The 19,831-nt window shown below is 71.2% G+C and carries 20 protein-coding genes and 1 pseudogene; 9 read left to right on the forward strand and 12 right to left on the reverse strand.

All coding sequences use genetic code 11. From position 1 onward, the window contains the following. Window positions 1–12: 12 nt before the first annotated feature. Window positions 13–1,080 (reverse strand): cobalt ABC transporter permease, encoded by a 1,068-nt coding sequence (locus B7C62_12960; protein ID ARF73074.1) that lies wholly within the window; start codon window positions 1,078–1,080, stop codon window positions 13–15. Window positions 1,081–1,354: 274 nt separating this feature from the next. On the opposite strand from B7C62_12960, the gene B7C62_12965 reads away from it, so the two are divergent. Next, a complete protein-coding gene (locus B7C62_12965; protein ID ARF73075.1) occupies window positions 1,355–1,795 on the forward strand; it encodes an SsgE protein in 441 nt (146 codons plus the stop codon). Between the two features lie 206 nt (window positions 1,796–2,001). Here the strand turns inward: B7C62_12965 and B7C62_12970 are convergent, their stop codons facing one another. Next, the gene (locus B7C62_12970) at window positions 2,002–4,275 is read right to left on the reverse strand and encodes a hypothetical protein (protein ID ARF73076.1); all 2,274 of its coding nucleotides are present in this window, start codon (window positions 4,273–4,275) and stop codon (window positions 2,002–2,004) included. 207 nt (window positions 4,276–4,482) lie between these two features. Further along, on the reverse strand, window positions 4,483–5,055 hold the full coding sequence (locus B7C62_12975; protein ARF73077.1) for a TetR family transcriptional regulator: 573 nt from the start codon (window positions 5,053–5,055) through the stop codon (window positions 4,483–4,485). Between the two features lie 198 nt (window positions 5,056–5,253). Between B7C62_12975 and B7C62_12980 the strand changes: the two genes are divergently transcribed. Continuing rightward, window positions 5,254–8,745, forward strand: a complete 3,492-nt coding sequence (locus tag B7C62_12980; GenBank protein ID ARF73078.1) for a peptidase S41 — start codon at window positions 5,254–5,256, stop codon at window positions 8,743–8,745. A 125-nt stretch (window positions 8,746–8,870) separates the two neighbouring features. Here B7C62_12980 and B7C62_12985 read toward each other — a convergent pair whose 3' ends face one another. Both B7C62_12985 and B7C62_12990 read right to left on the reverse strand, forming a co-directional pair. Beyond that, the gene (locus B7C62_12985; protein ID ARF73079.1) at window positions 8,871–9,779 is read right to left on the reverse strand and encodes an AraC family transcriptional regulator; all 909 of its coding nucleotides are present in this window, start codon (window positions 9,777–9,779) and stop codon (window positions 8,871–8,873) included. A 10-nt stretch (window positions 9,780–9,789) separates the two neighbouring features. Beyond that, a complete protein-coding gene (locus B7C62_12990) occupies window positions 9,790–10,389 on the reverse strand; it encodes a cysteine hydrolase (protein ARF73080.1) in 600 nt (199 codons plus the stop codon). A 182-nt stretch (window positions 10,390–10,571) separates the two neighbouring features. On the opposite strand from B7C62_12990, the gene B7C62_12995 reads away from it, so the two are divergent. Continuing rightward, window positions 10,572–10,970, forward strand: coding sequence for an addiction module toxin RelE (locus tag B7C62_12995; GenBank protein ID ARF73081.1), 399 nt, complete (start codon window positions 10,572–10,574; stop codon window positions 10,968–10,970). Further along, entirely contained in the window at window positions 10,967–11,335 is a 369-nt protein-coding gene (locus tag B7C62_13000; protein ARF73082.1) for a transcriptional regulator, read from the forward strand. Before B7C62_12995 ends, B7C62_13000 begins: the two co-directional genes overlap by 4 nt. Before the next feature lie 34 nt (window positions 11,336–11,369). Here the strand turns inward: B7C62_13000 and B7C62_13005 are convergent, their stop codons facing one another. Continuing rightward, window positions 11,370–11,876, reverse strand: coding sequence for an NUDIX hydrolase (locus B7C62_13005; protein ID ARF73083.1), 507 nt, complete (start codon window positions 11,874–11,876; stop codon window positions 11,370–11,372). 118 nt (window positions 11,877–11,994) lie between these two features. Between B7C62_13005 and B7C62_13010 the strand changes: the two are divergent. From B7C62_13010 to B7C62_13020, 3 genes and pseudogenes are all read left to right on the forward strand, one after another. Further along, window positions 11,995–12,117 (forward strand): annotated as a pseudogene (locus B7C62_13010) (SAM-dependent methyltransferase). An 11-nt stretch (window positions 12,118–12,128) separates the two neighbouring features. Further along, complete coding sequence (locus B7C62_13015; protein ID ARF73084.1) at window positions 12,129–12,707, forward strand: adenylyl cyclase; 579 nt, start codon at window positions 12,129–12,131, stop codon at window positions 12,705–12,707. Window positions 12,708–12,863: 156 nt separating this feature from the next. Continuing rightward, a complete protein-coding gene (locus B7C62_13020; GenBank protein ARF77138.1) occupies window positions 12,864–13,100 on the forward strand; it encodes a hypothetical protein in 237 nt (78 codons plus the stop codon). Between the two features lie 136 nt (window positions 13,101–13,236). Here B7C62_13020 and B7C62_13025 read toward each other — a convergent pair whose 3' ends face one another. From B7C62_13025 to B7C62_13040, 4 genes are all read right to left on the reverse strand, one after another. Continuing rightward, window positions 13,237–13,449 carry a hypothetical protein gene (locus B7C62_13025; protein ID ARF73085.1) on the reverse strand — a complete coding sequence of 71 codons (213 nt, stop codon included), beginning with the start codon at window positions 13,447–13,449 and terminating at the stop codon, window positions 13,237–13,239. 132 nt (window positions 13,450–13,581) lie between these two features. After that, complete coding sequence (locus B7C62_13030) at window positions 13,582–14,475, reverse strand: short-chain dehydrogenase (protein ID ARF73086.1); 894 nt, start codon at window positions 14,473–14,475, stop codon at window positions 13,582–13,584. Further along, the gene (locus B7C62_13035) at window positions 14,472–15,419 is read right to left on the reverse strand and encodes an alpha/beta hydrolase (protein ID ARF73087.1); all 948 of its coding nucleotides are present in this window, start codon (window positions 15,417–15,419) and stop codon (window positions 14,472–14,474) included. Before B7C62_13035 ends, B7C62_13030 begins: the two co-directional genes overlap by 4 nt. A gap of 49 nt (window positions 15,420–15,468) precedes the next feature. Then, complete coding sequence (locus B7C62_13040) at window positions 15,469–17,100, reverse strand: cyclohexanone monooxygenase (GenBank protein ARF73088.1); 1,632 nt, start codon at window positions 17,098–17,100, stop codon at window positions 15,469–15,471. Between the two features lie 168 nt (window positions 17,101–17,268). Between B7C62_13040 and B7C62_13045 the strand changes: the two genes are divergently transcribed. Then, a complete protein-coding gene (locus B7C62_13045; GenBank protein ARF73089.1) occupies window positions 17,269–17,913 on the forward strand; it encodes a MerR family transcriptional regulator in 645 nt (214 codons plus the stop codon). 6 nt (window positions 17,914–17,919) lie between these two features. On the opposite strand, the gene B7C62_13050 is transcribed toward B7C62_13045, so the two are convergent. Continuing rightward, entirely contained in the window at window positions 17,920–18,735 is an 816-nt protein-coding gene (locus B7C62_13050; protein ARF73090.1) for an exodeoxyribonuclease III, read from the reverse strand. 50 nt (window positions 18,736–18,785) lie between these two features. On the opposite strand from B7C62_13050, the gene B7C62_13055 reads away from it, so the two are divergent. Further along, complete coding sequence (locus B7C62_13055) at window positions 18,786–19,271, forward strand: GNAT family N-acetyltransferase (GenBank protein ARF73091.1); 486 nt, start codon at window positions 18,786–18,788, stop codon at window positions 19,269–19,271. A gap of 93 nt (window positions 19,272–19,364) precedes the next feature. Here B7C62_13055 and B7C62_13060 read toward each other — a convergent pair whose 3' ends face one another. Then, window positions 19,365–19,814 (reverse strand): GNAT family N-acetyltransferase, encoded by a 450-nt coding sequence (locus B7C62_13060; GenBank protein ARF73092.1) that lies wholly within the window; start codon window positions 19,812–19,814, stop codon window positions 19,365–19,367. Window positions 19,815–19,831 lie beyond the last annotated feature (17 nt).

A 19,831-nucleotide genomic window follows, 5' to 3' on the forward strand; every position in this document is an offset into this window, starting at 1 on the left:
CTTTCCGGCTCCTCAGGCGTTCTCGTGGTCGGACCGCGCGGGACCGCCCCGGTCGTCCTCCCTGCGGCGGCGCACCACCCAGAAGACGCCCGTGCCCACGACCACCGTGGCGCTGACGCCGATCACCCCGGCGAGACCGCCGGAGAGCCGGGCGTTCGCGATGTCGCCCACGCCGTAGTCCGCGAGCGGGGAGTCGGCCGCGCCGTGCTCCTCCACCTTCTCGTCGATGCCCTGGTCGGCGGCGACCCGCTCCAGGCCGTCCGGGTTGGCGGAGGCGTAGAAGGAGACGACCCCGGCGAGGAGGAAGGCCGAGGCCAGGCCGGTGATCAGGAACCCCCTGTCGGAGCGGTGCGCGGTGACGGGCTCGGGCTCGCGGGCGGGGGCCGGGGCGTCGACCAGTTCGCCGTCGACCCGGAGCTTGAGGGGCGCTGCCAGGGTGCCCTGGACACCGTGGACGAGGTCGGGGCGTACGGCGAGGACCGCGCCCACCGTCAGCGCGGTGATGACCGCCTCACCGATGCCGATCAGGACGTGGACGCCGACCATGGCCGTGAAGACCTTGCCGATCGGGATGTCGGTGGTGCCGCCGATCCAGTAGAGCAGCGTGAACGCGGCGGCCGACGCCGGTACGGAGACGAGCGCGGCGACGAACGCCGACGCGGTCGCGGACCGGCGCGTGCGCGGCAGGAGGCCGGTGAGCAGCCGGAACACCCCGTACGCCACCACGACGGTGACCACGCCCATGACGGTGATGTTCACGCCGAGCGCGGTGAGTCCGCCGTCCGCGAAGAAGATGCCCTGCATCAGCAGCACCACGGAGAGACAGAGCACCGCCGTGTAGGGCCCGACCAGGATCGCGGCCAGTGCCCCTCCCATCAGATGGCCGCTGGTACCGGCGGCCACCGGGAAGTTCAGCATCTGTACGGCGAAGATGAAGGCGGCCACCAGACCGGCGAGCGGGGCGGTGCGCTCGTCGAGTTCGCGCCGGGCGCCGCGGAGGCTGACGGCGACCGCTCCGGCGGCGAACACCCCGGCGGCCACGGAGACAGGTGCATCGATGAATCCATCGGGTACATGCATGACAGAGGCTCCGCTTCCTGCGGTTCCGCACGGTGTCCGCGTCCGCGTGGACGCGGCTCTGCGGGCGGGGTCATGAACTCATCAATAATTGTGCTCTCTTGCGAACCATGCGCAAGAGCGGAGGCCCGGCAGCGGCGTCACGCTTCGGCTCGACGCCGCGTTCCGTCTCGGCCCGGCCCCCACTCTCCGTCACGTGAGCGCACGCTCACCGTGCCGATTCTATGAAATATGGGACATTAGAGGGCAGAGCGATACATATAGGAGGAGCCGGCCCATGTCCCCTGTGATCGAAGAACATGCACGCGCCCGGCTCATCACCGATGGCCCGCTGACCCGTCCGGTCCCCGTCGATCTGCGCTACGACGCGGCCGACGACCCCCGCACCGTCCATATCGGACTGCCCGACGGCACCGACTGGGCGTTCGGCCGCGATCTGCTGGAGCGCGGTCTGCGCACCCCGATCGAACGCGGGGCCGTCCGCGTCTGGCCCTGCGGCCGTACGCAGCTGATCGTGGAGCTGCACTCGACGGACGGGGTGGAGGTGTTCCAGTTCGAGATCAGGACGCTGATCCGCTTCCTGGCCCGCACCCGCGCGCAGGTCCCGGCAGCGGCCGCAGCGACCGCCGCCGCGCCGCCGTCCGACGGGGCGGCGGAGAAACGGCCGTCCCGCACCCGCCCGGAGCCGAAGGGCGCCCAGCAGCCGGCCCGCGGCTGAGGTCGGCGTACGGATACGCGGAGAAGGCCCCCGTTACGCGGAGAAGGCCCCCGTGCTCATCGCACGGGGGCCTTCTCGATGCCCCGGTCCCCCGTCCCCACAGGTAACCGGCGCTTCCGGGGCCGCGCTCCGCTCAGACGCGGCCCCGGGGTCCGGGAGGGGACTCGAACGGCTCACGGAGTCCCCGGTACAGCGGGCCGGACGGCTCAGACGCGTACGAGCTCGCGCTCGCCGCCGTGTCCGTCCCCGCCCTCGCCGCCTCCGGAGGAGACCGGCTCCTCCGTCAGCTGCTTCTGGAGCTTCTCGCCCTCCACGTCGACGTTCGGCAGCACCCGGTCCAGCCAGCGCGGCAGCCACCACGCCTTCCTGCCCAGCAGGGCCAGGACCGCCGGCACGATCGCCATGCGCACCACGAAGGCGTCGAAGAGGACCGCGACCGCGAGCGAGAAGCCGATCATCTTGACCATCTGCTCGCTGGAGCCGACGAAGCCCGCGAAGACCGCGATCATGATCACGGCCGCCGCCGTGACCACCCGTGCGCCGTGCTTGAACCCGGTCACGATGGCCTGGCCGGGGCTCTCGCCGTGGACGTACGCCTCGCGCATCCGGGTGACGAGGAAGACCTCGTAGTCCATGGCGAGACCGAAGACCACACCGATCATGAAGATCGGCATCATGCTCATGATCGGACCGGTCTGCTCGACCCCGAAGAGCGAGCCGAGCCAGCCCCACTGGAAGACCGCGACGACCGCGCCGAGGGCCGCGATCACCGAGAGCAGGAAGCCGAGGGCCGCCTTCAGCGGGACGAGGATCGAGCGGAAGACCAGCATCAGCAGCAGGAACGCGAGGCCGACGACGAGCGCCAGGTAGGGCAGCAGCGCGTCGTTCATCTTCTGCGAGAAGTCGATGTTCATCGCGGTGGCGCCGGTGACCAGGACCTCGGCCCCGGTGTCGGACTTGATGTCCTTGCCCGCGTCACGGATGTCGTGGACGACCTCCTCCGTGGCGTGGGACGACGGCCGGTCCTTCGGGATGACCGTGATCATCGCGGTGTCGCCGGCCTTGTTGAACTGGGCCGGGGTGACGGCGACGACGCCGATGGACTCGATCTCCTTGGAGACCCGCTCGGCCGCGGCCTTCGGGTCGGAGCTGCCCTTGCCGTCCATGACGACCATCAGCGGCCCGTTGAAGCCGGGGCCGAAACCGTCGGAGAGCATGTCGTACGCCTGGCGCTGCGTGGTCGACTTCGGCTGGGCGCCGTCGTCGGGCAGGCCCATCTCCAGGGACGCGGCGGGTACGGCGACGACGCCGAGGCCGAGGATGCCGACCACCATCACCCAGACCGGCCTGCGCAGCACGAACCGGGCCCAGCGGGTGCCCATGTTGGGCTTGGCGTCCTTGGCACCCGTGGAGTCCCCGGCCGCCTCGGTCTTCTCGAGGGTGGGCGTCTCCGCGCCCTTACGGGCCTTGCGGCCGATGATCCGCTTGCCCGCGAAGCCCAGCAGGGCCGGGACGAGGGTGAGGGCGATGACCACGGCGATCGCGACCGTACCGGCGGCGGCGAAGCCCATCTTCGTCAGCATCGGGATGTTGACGACGGCGAGGCCCACCAGCGCGATGACCACGGTCAGACCGGCGAAGACGACGGCCGATCCGGCGGTGCCGACGGCCCGCCCGGCCGCTTCCTCGCGCTCACGGCCGTCGGCCAGTTCGGCGCGGTAGCGGGAGACGATGAAGAGGGCGTAGTCGATGCCGACCGCGAGGCCGATCATCGAGGCGAGGATCGGGGTGGTGGAGCCCAGGTCCAGCACGTTGGCCAGGGCCGTGATGAGCGAGACCCCGATGCCGACGCCGATGACGGCGGTGACCAGCGGCAGCCCGGCGGCGATCAGCGAGCCGAAGGTGATGACCAGGACGACGGCCGCGATGGCGATACCGATGATCTCGGCGGTCCCGGTGTGCGGCATGACCTGGAGCGCGTCACCACCGATCTCCACCTTCATACCGCTGCTCTGCGCGTCCTTGCCCGCCCCCTCCAGGGCGTCCCGGGTCTGGTCGGTCAGCTCCATGGAGTTGACCTTGTAGCTCACCGAGATGTACGCGGTCGAACCGTCCTGGCTCACCGCCTGGGCCTCGAAGGGGTCGGCAACCTGGGCCACCTGGTCGGAGCCGGAGCGCAGCTCCTTCACGATGCCGGTGATCTCGCCCTTGTTGGCGGCATCGGTGACCTTCTCGCCCTCGGGTGCCTTGAAGACGACCCGGGCGGTGGCTCCGTCGGCGCTGGCACCGGGGAAGCGCTGTTCCAGCAGGTCGAAGGCGCGCTGCGCCTCCGTACCGGGGATGGAGAAGGAACTGGAGGTGGCGGTCGACGCGGAGGCCGCGCCGAATCCGGCGAGCGCCAGCAGCGCCACCCAGATCAGGGCGACGAAACGGCGGCGGCGGAAAGTGAGCCGTCCGAGTTTGTAGAGGAAAGTGGCCACGGGGGCGTACTCCCGGTCAGGTCGTATGAGTGGAAACTGGGCGTGAGGTGCCGGCCCGACGACGAGAGCGGCGTGTCAGGTGTCTGGTGGTGCGTCGGGGAGAGGGCCGTACGGGATCGAGGCGGGGACCTCGACGTGCGGGGACGTTCAGGGGCGGTCGGGGCGTCGGACTCCGGGGCCGGGGAGCGCCACGGAGACCGCGTGCGGTCAGACGCCGAGGGCGGGGAGCACCACGGAGTCCACGTAGTCCGTGAGGAACGCCTGGTCGACCGGGCGGTCCTCGATCAGCTGCCGGGCGGCCAGCGCGCCGATCAACATATGCGGGATGTACTTCAGCGCCGGATTGTCCGCGCGCAGTTCACCCCGGTCCACCGCCCGCTGGAGCATCTCGTCGAAACCGGTCATCTCCGGTTTGATCAAGAGCTCGCGCAGGGCCTGGAGCAGCTCGGGGTACTCGTGGACGGCATGGCTCAGACCCCGCATCAGCGCGGCGTCCTTCTCCATCTGGCAGTCGTCGGTCCGGCTCAGCACCACGTGGAAGTCCCCGCGCAGCGAACCGGTGTCGATGTCGGACAGGTCTCCCGGCTTGTTGTGCCGGAGCGCCTTGGCGACCAGCTCGGGCTTGGAGCCCCACTGGCGGTAGAGCGTGGCCTTGCTCGACCGGGTGCGGGCGGCGATGGCGTCCATGGTCAGGGTTTCATAGCCGACCTCACGGAGCAGATCGAGGACGGCCTCGTACAGCTCGCCCTCACGCTCGGGGGTCAGCCTCGTGCGTGCCATGGACCGACCTCCTTCGCTTCACTGTCCACCGGTCCGGTGTTCCGTTCATGTACTGCGTGTAGCTGTCCCGCTCGCCATCGAACGAAACTGTTTCGTACACCTGAAACCGTACCCCTCCCACCCAGCGAAACGAAATCGTTTCGCTTGTGGGCTGCACCACAAGTTGCCACGGGCCCTGCGCGCGGAAAGCATTGGGGGGTGAGTGACGACGTCGCGTATCTCCGTTTCCCGCACCTCCACCAGGACCTGCTCTGCTTCGCGGCCGAGGACGACCTGTGGGTCGCCCCCCTCGTCCCGGCGGGCCACCGGCCGGGACGGGCCTGGCGGGTGACCGTCGACCGGACCCGGGTCAGCCACCCCCGCTTCTCGCCCGACGGCACCTCCATCGCCTACACGACCTGGCGCACGCTGGACCCCGAGATCCACCTCGCCCCGGTCGACGGCGGCCCGGCCCGGCGGCTCACCCACTGGGGCTCGACCGACGCCCGGGTCTGCGGCTGGACCCCCGACCCGCCCGACTCCACCCACATCCTCGCCGTCTCCTCGCACAACCAGCCGTTCTCGTACTTCTCCTGGGCCTACAGCGTCCCCACCGACGGCAGCCCCGGCGGTCCGCTCCCCTGGGGCCCGGTCTCCGACATCGCGGTGGCCGACCTGGACGGCGAGCGCCGCACCCTGCTCCTCACCGGCACGCCCCCGCACGAACCGGCCGCCTGGAAGCGCTACCGGGGCGGGGCCATGGGCCGCCTCTGGCTGCACGGGGAACGCCTGCTGCCGGACATCGACGGCCACCTCGCCAACCCGATGTTCGTCGGCCGCCGCATCGCGTTCCTCTCCGACCACGAGGGCGTCGGCAACCTCTACTCCTGCCGGACCGACGGCACGGACCTGCGCCGCCACACCGACCACGACGCCTTCTACGCCCGCAACGCCGCGAGCGACGGCCACCGGGTCGTCTACCAGTGCGCGGGCGACCTCTGGCTGGTCGAGGACCTGGAGTCACCGGACGCCACCCCGCGCAGGCTGGAGGTCCGCCTCGGCGGCCCGCGCACCGGCCGCCGCCACTACCAGGTGCCCGCCGCCAGCAACGTCGACTCGCTCTCGGTCGACGAGACGGGCCGGGCCAGCGCCGTCACCGTACGCGGCAGCCTCTACTGGCTCACCCACCGCGACGGCCCCGCCCGCACCATCAGCGACACCCCGGGGGTACGGGTGCGGCTGCCGGAGATGCTCGGCAGCGGGGGCCGGGTCGCGTACGTCACCGACGCGGACGGCGAGGACGCGGTGGAGGTCGCCTACCTCCCGCGCGCCAGCGGCGACCGCGCCCCGCGCCGACTGGCCTCGGGGCAGCTGGGCCGGGTGCAGGAGATGGTCTCCGACCCGGAGGGCGAGCGCCTGGCCATCGCGTCGAACGACGGCAGGCTGCTGCTGCTGGACACGGGGGAGCCGGAGGAGCCGGGGACGGTGGGGGCTTCCGTCGCGGGGGAGGCACCCGACGCAACCGACGGGGCCGACGGGGCCGACGGGGCCGACAACGAATCCGAGGCGACCGAAACGGCCGAGGAGCCCCGGGAGCGCCCCCGTACCGGCTCCACCCGGGCCGACCTCTACGCGGCGACAGGCGCAGCGGTCCCTGAGAGCATCGCGGCATCCGTCGACGAACACCCCGGCCTCACCGAGCTGATCCGCTCGGTCAACGGCCCGGTCCGCGACCTCGCCTTCTCCCCCGACGGCGACTGGCTGACCTGGTCCCACCCGGGCATCGGCCGCTCGCTGCGCCAGATCAAGCTGGCCCGGATCTCCGGCCCCGGCGCCCCGGTGATCGTGGACGTCACCAACGGCCGGTTCGAGGACGAGAACCCGGTGTTCACGGAGGACGGCCGCTACCTCGCGTTCCTCTCCTGGCGGGGCTTCGACCCGGTGTACGACGTGCACACCGGGGACCTCTCCTTCCCGCTGGGCTGCCGCCCGTACCTGGTCCCGCTCTCCTCCGCGACCCCCTCCCCCTTCGCGCTCTCCCCGGACGGGCGCCCGGCGGCGGGCGGCCTGGACCCGATAGACGTTCCGGAGGCCGGGAGTACGTCGGAGGGCTCCACGGTCATGGTCGAGTTCGAGGGCCTGGAGAGCCGGGTGACGCCGTTCCCGGTCTCCGCCTCCAAGTACTCGGCGCTGCACCCGGTGAGCGGCGGCGGTCTGGTCTGGCTGCGGTGGCCGATCTCGGGGGCGCTGGGCGAGACGTTCGCCAACCCGGCCGACATGTCGGGGCGGCCGACGCTGGAGCACTTCAACATCGCGAAGGCGCGGAAGACCGAACTGGTCGACCACCTCGACTGGTTCGCGGTCAGCGGCGACTGCTCGCGCCTGGTCGTGATGGACGACGGCGAGCTGCGCGCCGTCCCCGCCACCGAGCCGGGCGACGGCGACTCCACGGTCTATCTGGACCTGCGCCGCATCCTGCACGAGGTGGACCCGGGGGCGGAGTGGCGGCAGGCGTACGGGGAGGCGGGCCGGATCATCCGCTCCTACTTCTGGGAGCCGGACATGTGCGGGATCGACTGGGACGGCGTACTGGAGCAGTACCGCCCGCTGGTCCAACGGGTGGCGTCCCCCGACGAGTTCGCGGACCTGCTGCGCGAAGTCCTGGGCGAGCTGGGCACCTCGCACGCGTACGTCTCCCCCGCCCGCCGCAACGAGGGCCCGCCGCACTACCAGCGGGCGATCGGCCTGCTGGGCGCCAACCTGGTCTGCCGGGACGGATCTTGGGTCGTCCAGCGCATCCTCCCCGGCGACTCGTCCGACTCCAAGGCCCGCTCCCCGCTGGCCGGTACGGGCATCCGCGAGGGCGCGGTCCTCACGCATGTGGACGGCCGCCCGGTGGACCCGGTGACGGGCCCGTACCCGCTGCTGACGGCGGCCGGGGGCACCACGGTGGAGCTGACGTTCACCCCCGCGGGCGGCGGCCCCTCGCGCCGGGTGGCGATCATGCCCTTGGTGGACGAACGCCCTCTCCGCTACCAGGACTGGGTGGCCAAACGGCGTGATGTCGTACGGGAGTTGAGCGGCGGCAAGTGCGGTTATCTGCACATCCCGGACATGGGCGGCTCGGGCTGGGCCCAGTTCAACCGGGACCTGCGGCTGGAGGTCTCGCGCCCGGCGCTGATCGTGGACGTACGGGGCAACGCGGGCGGCCACATCAGCGAGCTGGTGGTGGAGAAGCTCACCCGGAAGATCCTCGGCTGGGACCTGACCCGTAACGCGCAGGCGGTGAGCTACGCCTCCAACGCCCCGCGCGGCCCGGTCGTCGCCCTGGCCGACGAGGCGACCTCCTCCGACGGCGACATGATCACCGCCGCGTTCCGGCTGCTGAAGCTGGGCCCGGTGGTGGGCCAGCGGACGTGGGGCGGGGTGGTCGGCATGACGGGCCGCCACCGCCTGGGGGACGGCACGGTGATCACGGTCCCGATGAACGCGGCCTGGTTCGACACGTACGGCTGGTCGGTGGAGAACCACGGCGTGGAACCGGACGTGAAGGCGCTGCGCACCCCGCTGGACTGGGCGGAGGGCCGGTACGCGGTCCTGGACGACGCGGTGCGGGTGGCCCTGGACCTCCTGGCCGCGCACCCGGCGTCGACGCCACCGTCGTACGACACGGCCCCGAACCTGCGGAGGCCACCGCTGCCGCCGAGGTAGCGGAGGAGCGAGCGGCCCGCTCCGCCGACGCACGCCTCACCGCACCCGGCCCCCTGCCGTGCGCCGGGTGCGGCGTACCGCCGTACGAGCCCGGGAGGGCTTCGGCCTTCCGCGGCCGGTCGTGGTCAGGCCGCGCGGGCGCGGAGGCGGCGCAGCATGCGGGCGTCCTCGAAGCCGACCGAGCGGGCGGCGGTGTCGACCGTCGCGCCGTGGCTGATGAGGTGCTGGGCGCGTTCGAGGCGGAGGGTCTGCTGGTAGCGCAGGGGGGTGAGCCCGGTGGCGCGGCTGAAGAGGCGGGTGAGGGTGCGCTCGCTCACGCCGACGGCCGAGGCCAGGGCGGGCAGGGGCAGGGGCTGGTCGAAGCGGGCGTCGATGAGATTCTGGGCGCGGTGCACGGTGTCGTCCAGGTGGCAGCGGTGCCGGAGCATCGCACTGGCCTGCGGCTCGTGGCCGTTGCGGCGGGTGTGGACGACCATCTCCCGGGCCACCCGCGCGGCGACGGCCGGACCGTGCCGGGTCGCGACCAGGTGGAGGGCCAGATCGATGCCGCTGGCGATCCCGGCCGAGGTGATGACCCGGTCGTCGACGGTGAACAGGACGTCCGGGACGACCACCGCATCGGGGTAGCGCAGGGCCAGCTCGTCCTGCACGTCGTGGTGGGTGGTGCAGCGGCGGCCGTCGAGCAGACCGGCCCGCCCGAGCGCCTCGACCCCGGCGCAGACGCTGGCCACCGTCCCGCCCCTGGCGTGGTGGTCCCGGAGGGCCCGCAGCGAGGCGGGGCCGATGGCGGGCTCTCCGGCCGGGATACCGGTCCGCCAGCCCGGCACCACGATCAGGTCCTCGGGCCCGAGCCCGGGCCAGTCGGGACCGGCCACCAGGGGCAGCCCCTGGGCGGTGGGGACCTGGGGCCGCTCGGCGACGTAGGAGAGCGTGTAGGGGTGACCGAAGTCGGTGGCAGTGGAGAAGACCTGCGCGGGGCCGGCCAGATCCAGCAGATGGACTCCGGGTACCAGGAAGAAGACGATGTGGCTCACGATTCGGTCATCATCCCCGGAGTTCCGCCGCGGCCTCCAGCTCCTCGACGGTCGCAATGGTGGCGAAACGTCCGGCGAGGGCGTACTCGGTGCGCCTGATGGCCTCTTCGGCGGAGAGCGTACGGGGGTCGGCCAGCAGCTCGGCGGCGCTCAGGTCGGCGGGGGCGTCGCGGTGCGGGATGGGGTTGGTCGCGGTGGCGTCGATGGCGACGGTGACCCGGTAGCCGAAGTCGCTGCCGACCCGGGCGGTGGTCTCCACGCACTGCTCGGTGCGGATGCCGCAGAGGGTGAGGTCGCGGACACCGCGCTCGGTGAGGAGCTGCTGAAGGTTGGTAGTGGTGAAGGCGTTGTGCGAGGTCTTGTGGATCAGCGGCTCCCCCTCCGCCCGCTCCAGCTCATCCAGCAGCCGGACATGCCCGAGGGCCGGGTCGAAGACGTCGCCGGTACCGGGCTCGGAGTGCAGGACCCACACCACGTGGTCCCCCGCCTGCCGGAAGAGCCGGACCAGGCGGCCCACCGGTTCGGCGATCTTCGGGTCGGAGAGGGTCTCCCACAGCGGACCGGCGCGGAAGGACTCCTGGACATCGATGACGATCAGTGCTCGGGACATGCCCCCAGCCTGGGCCGCGCGACGGGCGGGCGACAGGCAGCATCGAGTCCGGAAGCGGACGGATTCGGCCATGGGGGCCGCGTGGCACACCTGGGCCCCGAGCTTCGGGGTCCGAGGCTTGAGCGCTTTCTGCAACCGGCAGGAAAAGCCGAGGCTCGCACCGGCACACTTCTGCACCCTATATGGATTTCCGTATAGTGGAGGGAGTGGAGAGTCCTCGGCAGGTCGAAATCGAGCCGGAGGTCCGGCAGTGGCTGGAGTTACTCACGGATGCCCACTACGACAGAACCGAGCGCGCTGTTGACATGCTCCTGGCTCAGCCGACAGCTCTGGGGGAGCCGTACGCCCGACACCTTGGCGGCAAGGTGCGGGAGCTGCGTTTCACCATGGACGGCAACGCGGTGCGCATCACGAACTGGCTCGCCCCCGACCGGCGCATCGTGCTGCTGACGGTGTTCCGCAAGACCAGGCAACGCGAGGACAGCGAAGTCGAACGAGCTCGGCAGGCCCAGAAGATGTGCGAAGCCGACCACGGCCCTGCCGAGCACAGCTACGACCGGAAAAGGGAGGAGACTCCATGAATCACTCCACGTGGAAGACCCGCAGGACCCGGAAGCTCCTGGGCGAAACGGTCGAGGAGTCCGCCGCTTACATCGAAGCAGGACACTCCTTCGCCCTCGGCCAGGCGGTCCACGACCGCCGTACCGCACTCCGGCTCTCCCAGACCGAGCTGGCGCGCCGGGCCGGGATGAGCCAGCCGCAGATCTCCAACATCGAAGGCGGCGACTCCGTACCGACCCTGGCACTGCTGACGCGTCTCGCCACAGCACTCGAAGCGTCACTGACCATCGATCTGGACGGCGACACGTCGGCTTTCGTCTTCACTCCGCGCGAACCCCGCCGACCGGACGAAGCACCGACGGGCGGACGGCGCTCCGCAGCTTGATCAGAGTGCGGGCGAACGGAGCGGCCGTGTCGGCTCACCAGTCGGTCGTGCCGTCATGGAGGTACATCGGCCGACCGTCCTCCAGAGCCTTCACCGCCGCGTCCAGCCGCCGCCGCATCCGTTCGCTGACCAGCTCGCGCGCCGTTTCCAGCGGAACGAAGCGGGCCTCGGACAGTTCCTGGTCATGAGGTCGCAGCGCCTCGTCATCGCGGAGAGTGCCGCCGTCGAAGACGAAGGCGATCTGGTCGTCCCACGGCCCATGGGGGGCGACCCAGTCCACGACCAGAAGTCCGAGCAGACCGATGTCGCGACCCAGCTCCTCCCGCAGCTCGCGCCGGACCGCTTCTTCGGGTGGCTCGTTCGCTTCGGCCATACCTCCCGGCAGGTCCCAGCCCGGCTTGTAGGTGGGTTTCACCAGCAGCACACGTCCGAGCGGATCTCGGACGAGCACGTCTGCTGCGACACGTTTACGGGCCTGCTTGGCGTTGCCCTCGGCGAGGTACGCGTTCCAGGCTTCAGGGTCGGCGGGCGTGGGGCTCACTTGAGGTGCCTCCTGGGGGGCTCTTCTGTCCCTGGTTGGGCATGGAGCAGGGCATGGGTGAATTGACAGCGGATCGGGCGAGGCGGGTGGCCGAGACGGAGCTCAGGGATGCGCTTCCCTGCTCACCCTGCGCACCACCGAATTCACGGAACGCGCCCACGTCGGCCAGTTGCACGACCACACCCACCGCATGGGCCTGCTGCTCGCGGCCCGGACGTCCGCCCTCACCGACCACTTCTGAGAGAAGGTCCCATGAAGCACGAGTACGAGGCGAAGTTCCTGGCCGTCGACGTCGTCGGCCTCCAGACCAAGCTGAGCGCACTCGGTGCCGTCCAGGCGTTCCCCCGAACTCTCCTCACCCGCAAGATCTTCGAGAACGACTGCCTCGACGGCGGGACCTGGATTCGGCTGCGGGACGAGGGCACCCGCTCGACGCTCACGCTCAAGCAGGTCACCGACGCCACAACGATCGACGGCACCAAGGAGATCGAGACCGAGGTCACCGACCTGCACGCCATGGCCGACATCCTGCGCCGGGTCGGCCTCACCGAGGTCCGTTACCAGGAGAACTACCGCGAGGAATGGCGCCTGGGCGAGGTCGCCTTCGACTTCGACACCTGGCCCGACCTCCCCACCTTCCTGGAGATCGAAGAACCCGACGAGGCATCGGTACGCCAGGCAGCCGCCCTGCTGGACCTCGACTACTCCGAGGCCCGGTTCGGCAGCGTCGACGAGATCTACAAGAGCGAAGCCGACCGCGACATCCTCGCCGAACCCACCCTCCTGTTCTCCGAAGCCGAAAAGCAGAAGGACGCTTCTCCCACGGCATAGGACCATTGATCACGGAGGGAGACGAGCGATGCTGACGGAAGTCGCCCTACAGCACAGGGCGATCCCCGAGATCTCCGGGATCGCCGAGTTCGCCTGCGTTAGACCGGATTCGCCCGAGGAGGACTGCCCCAGATGGGCACCGACAGCCGTCCGACGATGGACATGAAGCTGGCTGCGGCCGACGGGCCCGCGCGGATCACCTTCGAGCCCGGGGGAACCGCCTTCACGCTCGCCGCCGGGGAGTTCATCACGCTGCGGCTGGACCCGGGCCTGGCCCCTGCCGTCGAGATCGCCGTCTGGTCGAACGGGATCTCGGTCTGGCTGCCCTATCCCGGAGAGTCCGACTACATCGTCCTGGACTCCGAGGGGCGGGAGGTGGCCCGCCTGTGGTGACCCCCGGCCCGTTACGGGCCCGGCACCGGCCCCATACGCAGGAAGGAGGCGCACCCGGTCAACCCGGATGCGCCTCCTGACGCGACGCGTACGCACGCGCACAGCGCAGCGCGCACGCGTCACACCTCAGCGACCGTCAACGGTCAAAGCGCTCGCGCGCCTGGTCCTTCGCGTCCTGGGCCCGGTCCCGCAGGCCCGTCGACGCGTCGGAGCCGTGCTCCTGGTCCCGGTTCCGGTCCTGGGCCTGCGAGCCCCGCTCCGAAGCCTGGTCCTTGGCCTGGCCGACCTTCTCCTTGGCCTGGTCGGCGAGCTCCTGCGCCTTGTCCTTGAACTGGTCTGCGATACCCATGCTGTTCACTCCTGTGGGATGCGTGAGGTACGTGGGACGGCCCACCGCGGGGCCTCGCCCAGCGTTGCACGGCGCGACATCACACGCATTTCAGACAGCTACCCACCGTGACACCCGGCCCGGCCCACCCCGTCACGTACGGTCGGCACGCTCCGCACGCGCGTCCTGGTCCGCCTCTCCCCCGGCCCCCACGAGCCCCTTCGGCACGGTGTGGAGGCGGGGTTCGAAGCGCCGCATCTCGCGCTGTCCGCCGATCGCGATGACCGAGGGCAGATACCCCCGGACCGACTGCATCCCGCGCAGCCACCACTGGGCGTACACATGCGGGGAGCGGCGCGCGATGCCGTCCACGATCCGGTCGACGGCCGGGCCGAGCGGGTACGTACGGTTCATCGGCCACGGCAGCCGCTGGCGCAGCTCGCGCATCACCTCGTCCTGGTCCGCGCCGCGCACCATGTCGGTGTCGGTCCAGGAGAGGTAGCCGACCCCTACCTTGACGCCCTTGTAGCCGACCTCCGCGCGCAGGCTGTGCGCGAACGCCTCCACGCCCGACTTCGACGCGCAGTACGCCGTCATCATCGGCGCCGGGGTGATCGCGGCCAGCGAGGCTATCTGGAGGAAGTAGCCGCGGCTCTCCATCAGCACCGGCAGGAACGCCCGCCCGGTGACCGCGCCGCCGATCAGGTTCACCTCGATGACCCGCCGCCACGCGTCCGGGTCCGAGTCGACGAACGGGCCGCCCGAGGCGACGCCCGCGTTGGCGACGACCACGTCGACCTTGCCGAACCGCTCCTTGACCTCGAGCGCCACCCGGGCCATCGCCGCGTGGTCGGTGACATCGGCGAACCAGTGGTCGCTCTCGCCGTGCAGCCGCTCGGAGACCTTCTTCAGCTCGTCCGGCTCCAGACCGACCAGCGCCAGCGTCGCCCCGCGCGCCGACAGCTTGCGGGCGAGCAGTTCGCCCACGCCCCGGGCCGCGCCGGTCACGACGACGACCTGGCCCTCCAGACTCCGCCTGCTGCTCATGCGACATCCTCCTTCTCGGACGGGGCGGCCGGGGTGGCCGTCGAGGCTCCGACGTACCGGGTGGTCAGTTCCCTGAGCTTCGCCGTGACCGCCTCCGGGGCCTCGACCGGCGTCATGTGCCCCATGCCCGCCAGCTCGGTCAGCCCGAGGCCGACCGGGAGCGCCGCCGCGATGGCCCGTGCGTGGACCGGCGGGGTGAGCCGGTCGTCCGTACCGGCGACGACCGCCGTCGGCACCCGCAGCTCGCGGACCTCGGCCGTCACGTCCAGCCCGGCCAGCACCTGACCCCATCCCACCCTCGCGCGGCGCGGGCAGGCGTGCACGATGCGGGCGCAGGTGTCGACCCGCGCGGGGGCCGAACCGGCGCCCATCGTCGCGTACTTGAGGATACGTTTCGACACCGGATTGACCGGGCCGAGCGGCGCCTTCGCCCCCAGGACCGCGGTCGTCAGCCGGGTCCGGAACGCGCTCGCCCGCAGCGGTACGACGAGGGCTTCGGCGGGCAGCCGGCCGCTGCCGGTGGAGCAGAGGAGGACCGCTGCGGCGTGCTCGCGCAGTCCGGGGCGGCGGGCGGCGGCCATCAGCGTCATCCCGCCCATGGAGTGCCCGGCCAGCACCGCCTTCCGCCCGGGGGCGAGGGTGGCGGCGAGCACCGCTTCGAGGTCGTCGGCCAGCGCGTTCACGCTGTAGCCGCCGGGGCCGGGTTCGGGGGTGAGGCCGTGGCCGCGCTGGTCGTAGGCGATGACGCGGTGGTCGGCGGCGAGGTCCCGGATCTGCGCAGCCCAGAAGTGGGTGTTGCAGGTCCAGCCGTGGGCGAGGACCACCGCCGGGGCGTCCTCGGGGCCGTACAGCTCGACGTGGATGCGCGAGCCGTCGGCCGACCGTACGAACAGGTCGCTCGCGGGGACGGGCGGGGCGGCGTCGCGGTGCAGGAGACGGCTCATCGCGCGGCCTCCTCGACGACTGTGTCGGGCGCGCGGTAGGGGTCGGGGCTCATCGCGCGGCCTCCTCGGTCACCGTGTCCCCGGCGGCGACCGTCTCGCGCTCGCTCCGGCCCGGCTGCTCCGGTACGCGCCCGCTCCCGGCGAGCCGTCCGGCCTCGCCCCCGCGTACGCCTCCGGCCGCGCCCGGAGCGGCGACGCCCGGCGTCCCGGTCGCCCGGATGACGTCGTACTCCGCGAGGTCCACCGACCGCGTCTGCCGCCGGAACTCGCCCGTCGTGCCCGGCCAGACCGTCGTGTTGCGGCCCTCCGCGTCCAGGTACCAGCTGGTGCAGCCGCCGGTGTTCCACACCGTGCGCTTCATCCGCTCCTGGACCTTGTCGTTCCAGGCGGTGACGGCGGTGGGGCGGGCGCCGAGGGCGGCCCGGCCGCCCAGCACGTTCAACTGCCGCAGATAGTCGGCCATGTAGTTCAGCTGGGACTCGATCATCAGGATCATCGAGGAGTTCCCGAGGCCCGTGTTGGGGCCGATGATCGTCATCCAGTTGGGGAACCCGGCGGCGGTCGCGCCGCGCAGCGAGTTCATCCCGTCCTTCCAGGTCTCCGCGAGGGTGATCCCCTCCTCGCCGACGACCCGTTCCGCGATCGGCATGTCCGTCACATGGAAGCCGGTGCCGAAGATGATCGCGTCGACCTCGGCCTCGCTGCCGTCGGCGGCGACGACGGTCGAGCCGCGTATCTCGCTGAGCCCGGAGGCGACCACGTCCACATTGGGCTGGGCGAGGGCCGGGTAGTAGGTGCTGGAGAGCAGGATGCGCTTGCAGCCGATGCGGTAGTCCGGGGTCAGCTTGGCCCGCAGTGCCGGGTCCTTGATGGCCCGCGCCATGTTGGCCTTGGCCAGCTTCTCCACCAGGCCCAGCTGGTCGGGGTGCTTGGTGAAGGCGCCCACCTGCAGCTCCCGTATGCCCCAGAGCAGTCCGCGGCGGGCGGTGCCGGTCGCGGGTATCGCCCGGTGGAGCGCGCGCTCTGCCTTGCTGATGGTGCGGTCCATACGCGGCATGACCCACGGGGGCGTGCGCTGGAAGAGCGTGAGCTTCGCGGTCTTCGGCTGAATGGCCGGGACGATCTGGATGGCGGAGGCGCCCGTTCCGACCATCGCGACCCGCTTGCCCGCCAGGTCGTAGTCGTGGTCCCAGCGCGCGGAGTGGAAGACCTTGCCGGGGAAGGAGTCGAGCCCGGGTATGTCGGGCATCTTGGGGTCGGAGAGCGGCCCGGTGGCGGAGATGACGACATCCGCGCGCAGGGTGGTGCCGTCCGCGGACTCGATCACCCAGTACAGGTTCTCCCGGTCCCAGCTCATCAGCTTCACCTCGTGGTTCAGCCGGATGTGCGGGCGGAGCCCGAAGGTGTCCGCGACCCGCTCCAGATAGGCCCGGATGTGCTCCTGGCCGGAGAAGGTGCGCGGCCAGTCGGGGTTGGGGGCGAAGGAGAAGGAGTAGAGGTGGGACGGTACGTCACAGGCGCAGCCGGGGTAGCTGTTGTCGCGCCAGGTGCCGCCCACCGAGTCGGCCCGCTCCAGGACCACGAAATCGGTGATGCCTTCGCGGCGCAGCCGGACGGCGGCCCCCAGGCCCCCGAATCCGGTACCGATCACCGCCACACGTACGTGCTCCTGCTGGGCCATGCTGCCGCCTCCCGCGGTACGTCACGCGACTGTGCCAGCAATCACTGGCATGGTTCGGAGAGTAGAGCAGGGTCGTACTGATGGGTAGGGGTCGGACCGAGGAAAGTTACTGGCGGTACAACATAGGGTGCCCCTGTGGCTGAAGGACGCGAGCACCGCGAATACCGCATGGAGGAGCTGGCCAAGGAGGCCGGCATCACCGTGCGGACCCTGCGCTTCTACCGGGAGCGCGGACTGCTCCCGCCACCCCGGCGCGAGGGCCGGATCGCCTGGTACGACGACCACCACCTGGCCCGGCTGCGGACGATCACGGGGCTGCTGGAGCGCGGCCACACCCTCAACGGCATCGCGGACCTGGCCGCCACCTTCGAGAGCGGGCGCGATGTGGCCGAGGTGCTGGGGCTCGGCGAGCCGACCGAGGAGACCCCGGTCCGGCTCACCCCGGAACAGCTCGCCGACTACTTCGAGGGCGAGGTCACCCCGGAGAACCTGGCCACCGCGCTGGACCTCGGCTATCTCGCCACCGACGGCGACGAGATCGTGCACATCAGCCGCCGTCTGCTGGAGGTGTCGGCGGAGCTCGTACGGGAAGGGGTGCCGCTCGCCACGGTGCTCTCCTCGGGCCGCCGCGTCCGTGAGCACGCGGACGCTCTCGCCGAAATCTTCGTACGCGTACTGCATGCCCACGCGGCGGAGACCGAACCGGCCCAACTGCGCCCGCTGGCCCGCGCGGTGGTGGACGCGGAGCTGTCGATGGCGCTGGACCGGAGGCTGCGCCGCGAGGACGGCACGCAGCCTCCCAAGTCCGGCTGACCGGAGCTACCGCTCGTAGACGACCGTCACCGGTGCGTGGTCGCTCCAGCGCTCGCCGTGCGTGGCGGCCCGCTCGACCCACGCCTTCACGGCGCGCGCGGCGAGGCCCGGCGTGGCGATCTGGTAGTCGATGCGCCAGCCGGAGTCGTTGTCGAAGGCCCGGCCCCGGTAGGACCACCAGCTGTACGGCCCCGCCACATCCGGGTGCAGCTGCCGTACGACATCGACGTACGCGGCCTCCTCCAGGACCTTCGTCAGCCAGGCCCGCTCCTCGGGGAGGAAGCCCGAACTCTTCTGGTTGGCCTTCCAGTTCTTCAGGTCGGCCTCCTGGTGGGCGATGTTCCAGTCGCCGCAGACCACGACCTCGCGGCCGTCCGCCGCCGCCCGCTCCTTCAGCCCCTGGAGGTAGGGCAGGAAGGCGGCCATGAAGCGCTCCTTCTCGTCCTGCCGCTCGGTGCCGACCTCGCCGGAGGGCAGATACAGGCTCGCGACGGTCACCCCGGGGAGGTCGATCTCGACATACCGGCCGCTCGCGTCGAACTCCTCGGCCCCCGGAACCCCGAACCCGCCGAAGCCGATCTGGGTCCGCTCCGGCGCCTGGCGGGAGTAGAGCGAGACCCCGGCACGCCCCTTGGCGGCGGCGGGGGCGTGCACGGTGTGCCAGCCCTCGGGGTCACGGACCTCGGCGGCCAGCTGGCCGGGCTCGGCGCGGACCTCCTGGAGGCAGACCACATCGGCTTCGGTGCCCGCCAGCCACTCCACGAAGCCCTTCTTCGCGGCGGCGCGGAGCCCATTAACATTCACAGATGTAACAGTCAGCATCAGGAAACAGTACCTACCCCGCCCCTACTCATAGATTTACGATACTTCGCATGAACATCCGCCCATGCCGCTTCGACCACCCCGACGCCGTCAAACTCAACGACCAGGTGCAGCTGGAGTACGCCGAGCGCTACGGCGACGGGGGCGATGTCACACCCCTCGACCCCACCATGTTCGACCCGCCGCACGGTCTGTATCTGCTCGCCTACGACGAGCTGGAGCGCCCGGTGGCCACGGGGGGCTGGCGGACCCAGGACCGTAACGCCCACGGCTACGCCGACGGCGACGCCGAGATCAAGCGGATGTTCGTGATCCCCGAGGGCCGGGGCCGGGGTCTGGCCCGCCGGATGCTCGCCGCCCTGGAGGACGACGCCCGCGCGGCCGGGCGCGTCCGGATGGTCCTGGAGACCGGCGACCGGCAGCCCGAGGCGGTGGCGCTGTACACGTCGAGCGGCTATGCGGTGTGCGAGAAGTTCGGCCACTACCGGGAGTACGAGAGCAGCATCTGCATGGCCAAGCCGCTGCGGCAGCCGTGATGCGCTGAGGCGCGCGGCCCGCCCCGGGCCCAGGGGCGCCGCTCAGGCCGTCGCGCCGAGGGCGTTGTTACGCGGCTGGGCCGAGGGCGCTGCTCAGGCCGTCGCGCCGAGCACCAGGACCACGTGTTCGTCCTCCCCGTGCCGGACCGTCCCGGTGGCCTCGAACCCGCACTTCTCCAGCAGCCGGATCGAGCCGGTGTTCCCGGCGACCGGGTCCGCGTGGAGCGGGCGGACCTTCTCCCGCTCCAGGAACACGGTCAGCGCTTCGGTGCCTATGCCCCGGCCCCAGTAGGGACGGCCGAACCAGTAGCCGATGAAGCGCCGGTCGCCGTCCCACCAGGCCACGATGTTCCCGGCCGGATCACCGTCCACGACGACCGTCTGCACGAAGACCGTCGGGTCCCCCAGCACCTTCGCGGCCCAGTGCGCCATGAACGCCTCCCGCTCCCGGGGCGCGAACCCGGACCTGCGGACCGCCTCCGGGTCGTGCTCGTACGCGAGGAAGACCTCCAGGTCGGCCTGGACGACATCTCTGAGTTCCACCGTTGTCTCCATGCCTG

Source organism: Kitasatospora albolonga (assembly GCA_002082585.1).
GTDB classification, from domain to species: domain Bacteria; phylum Actinomycetota; class Actinomycetes; order Streptomycetales; family Streptomycetaceae; genus Streptomyces; species Streptomyces stephensoniae.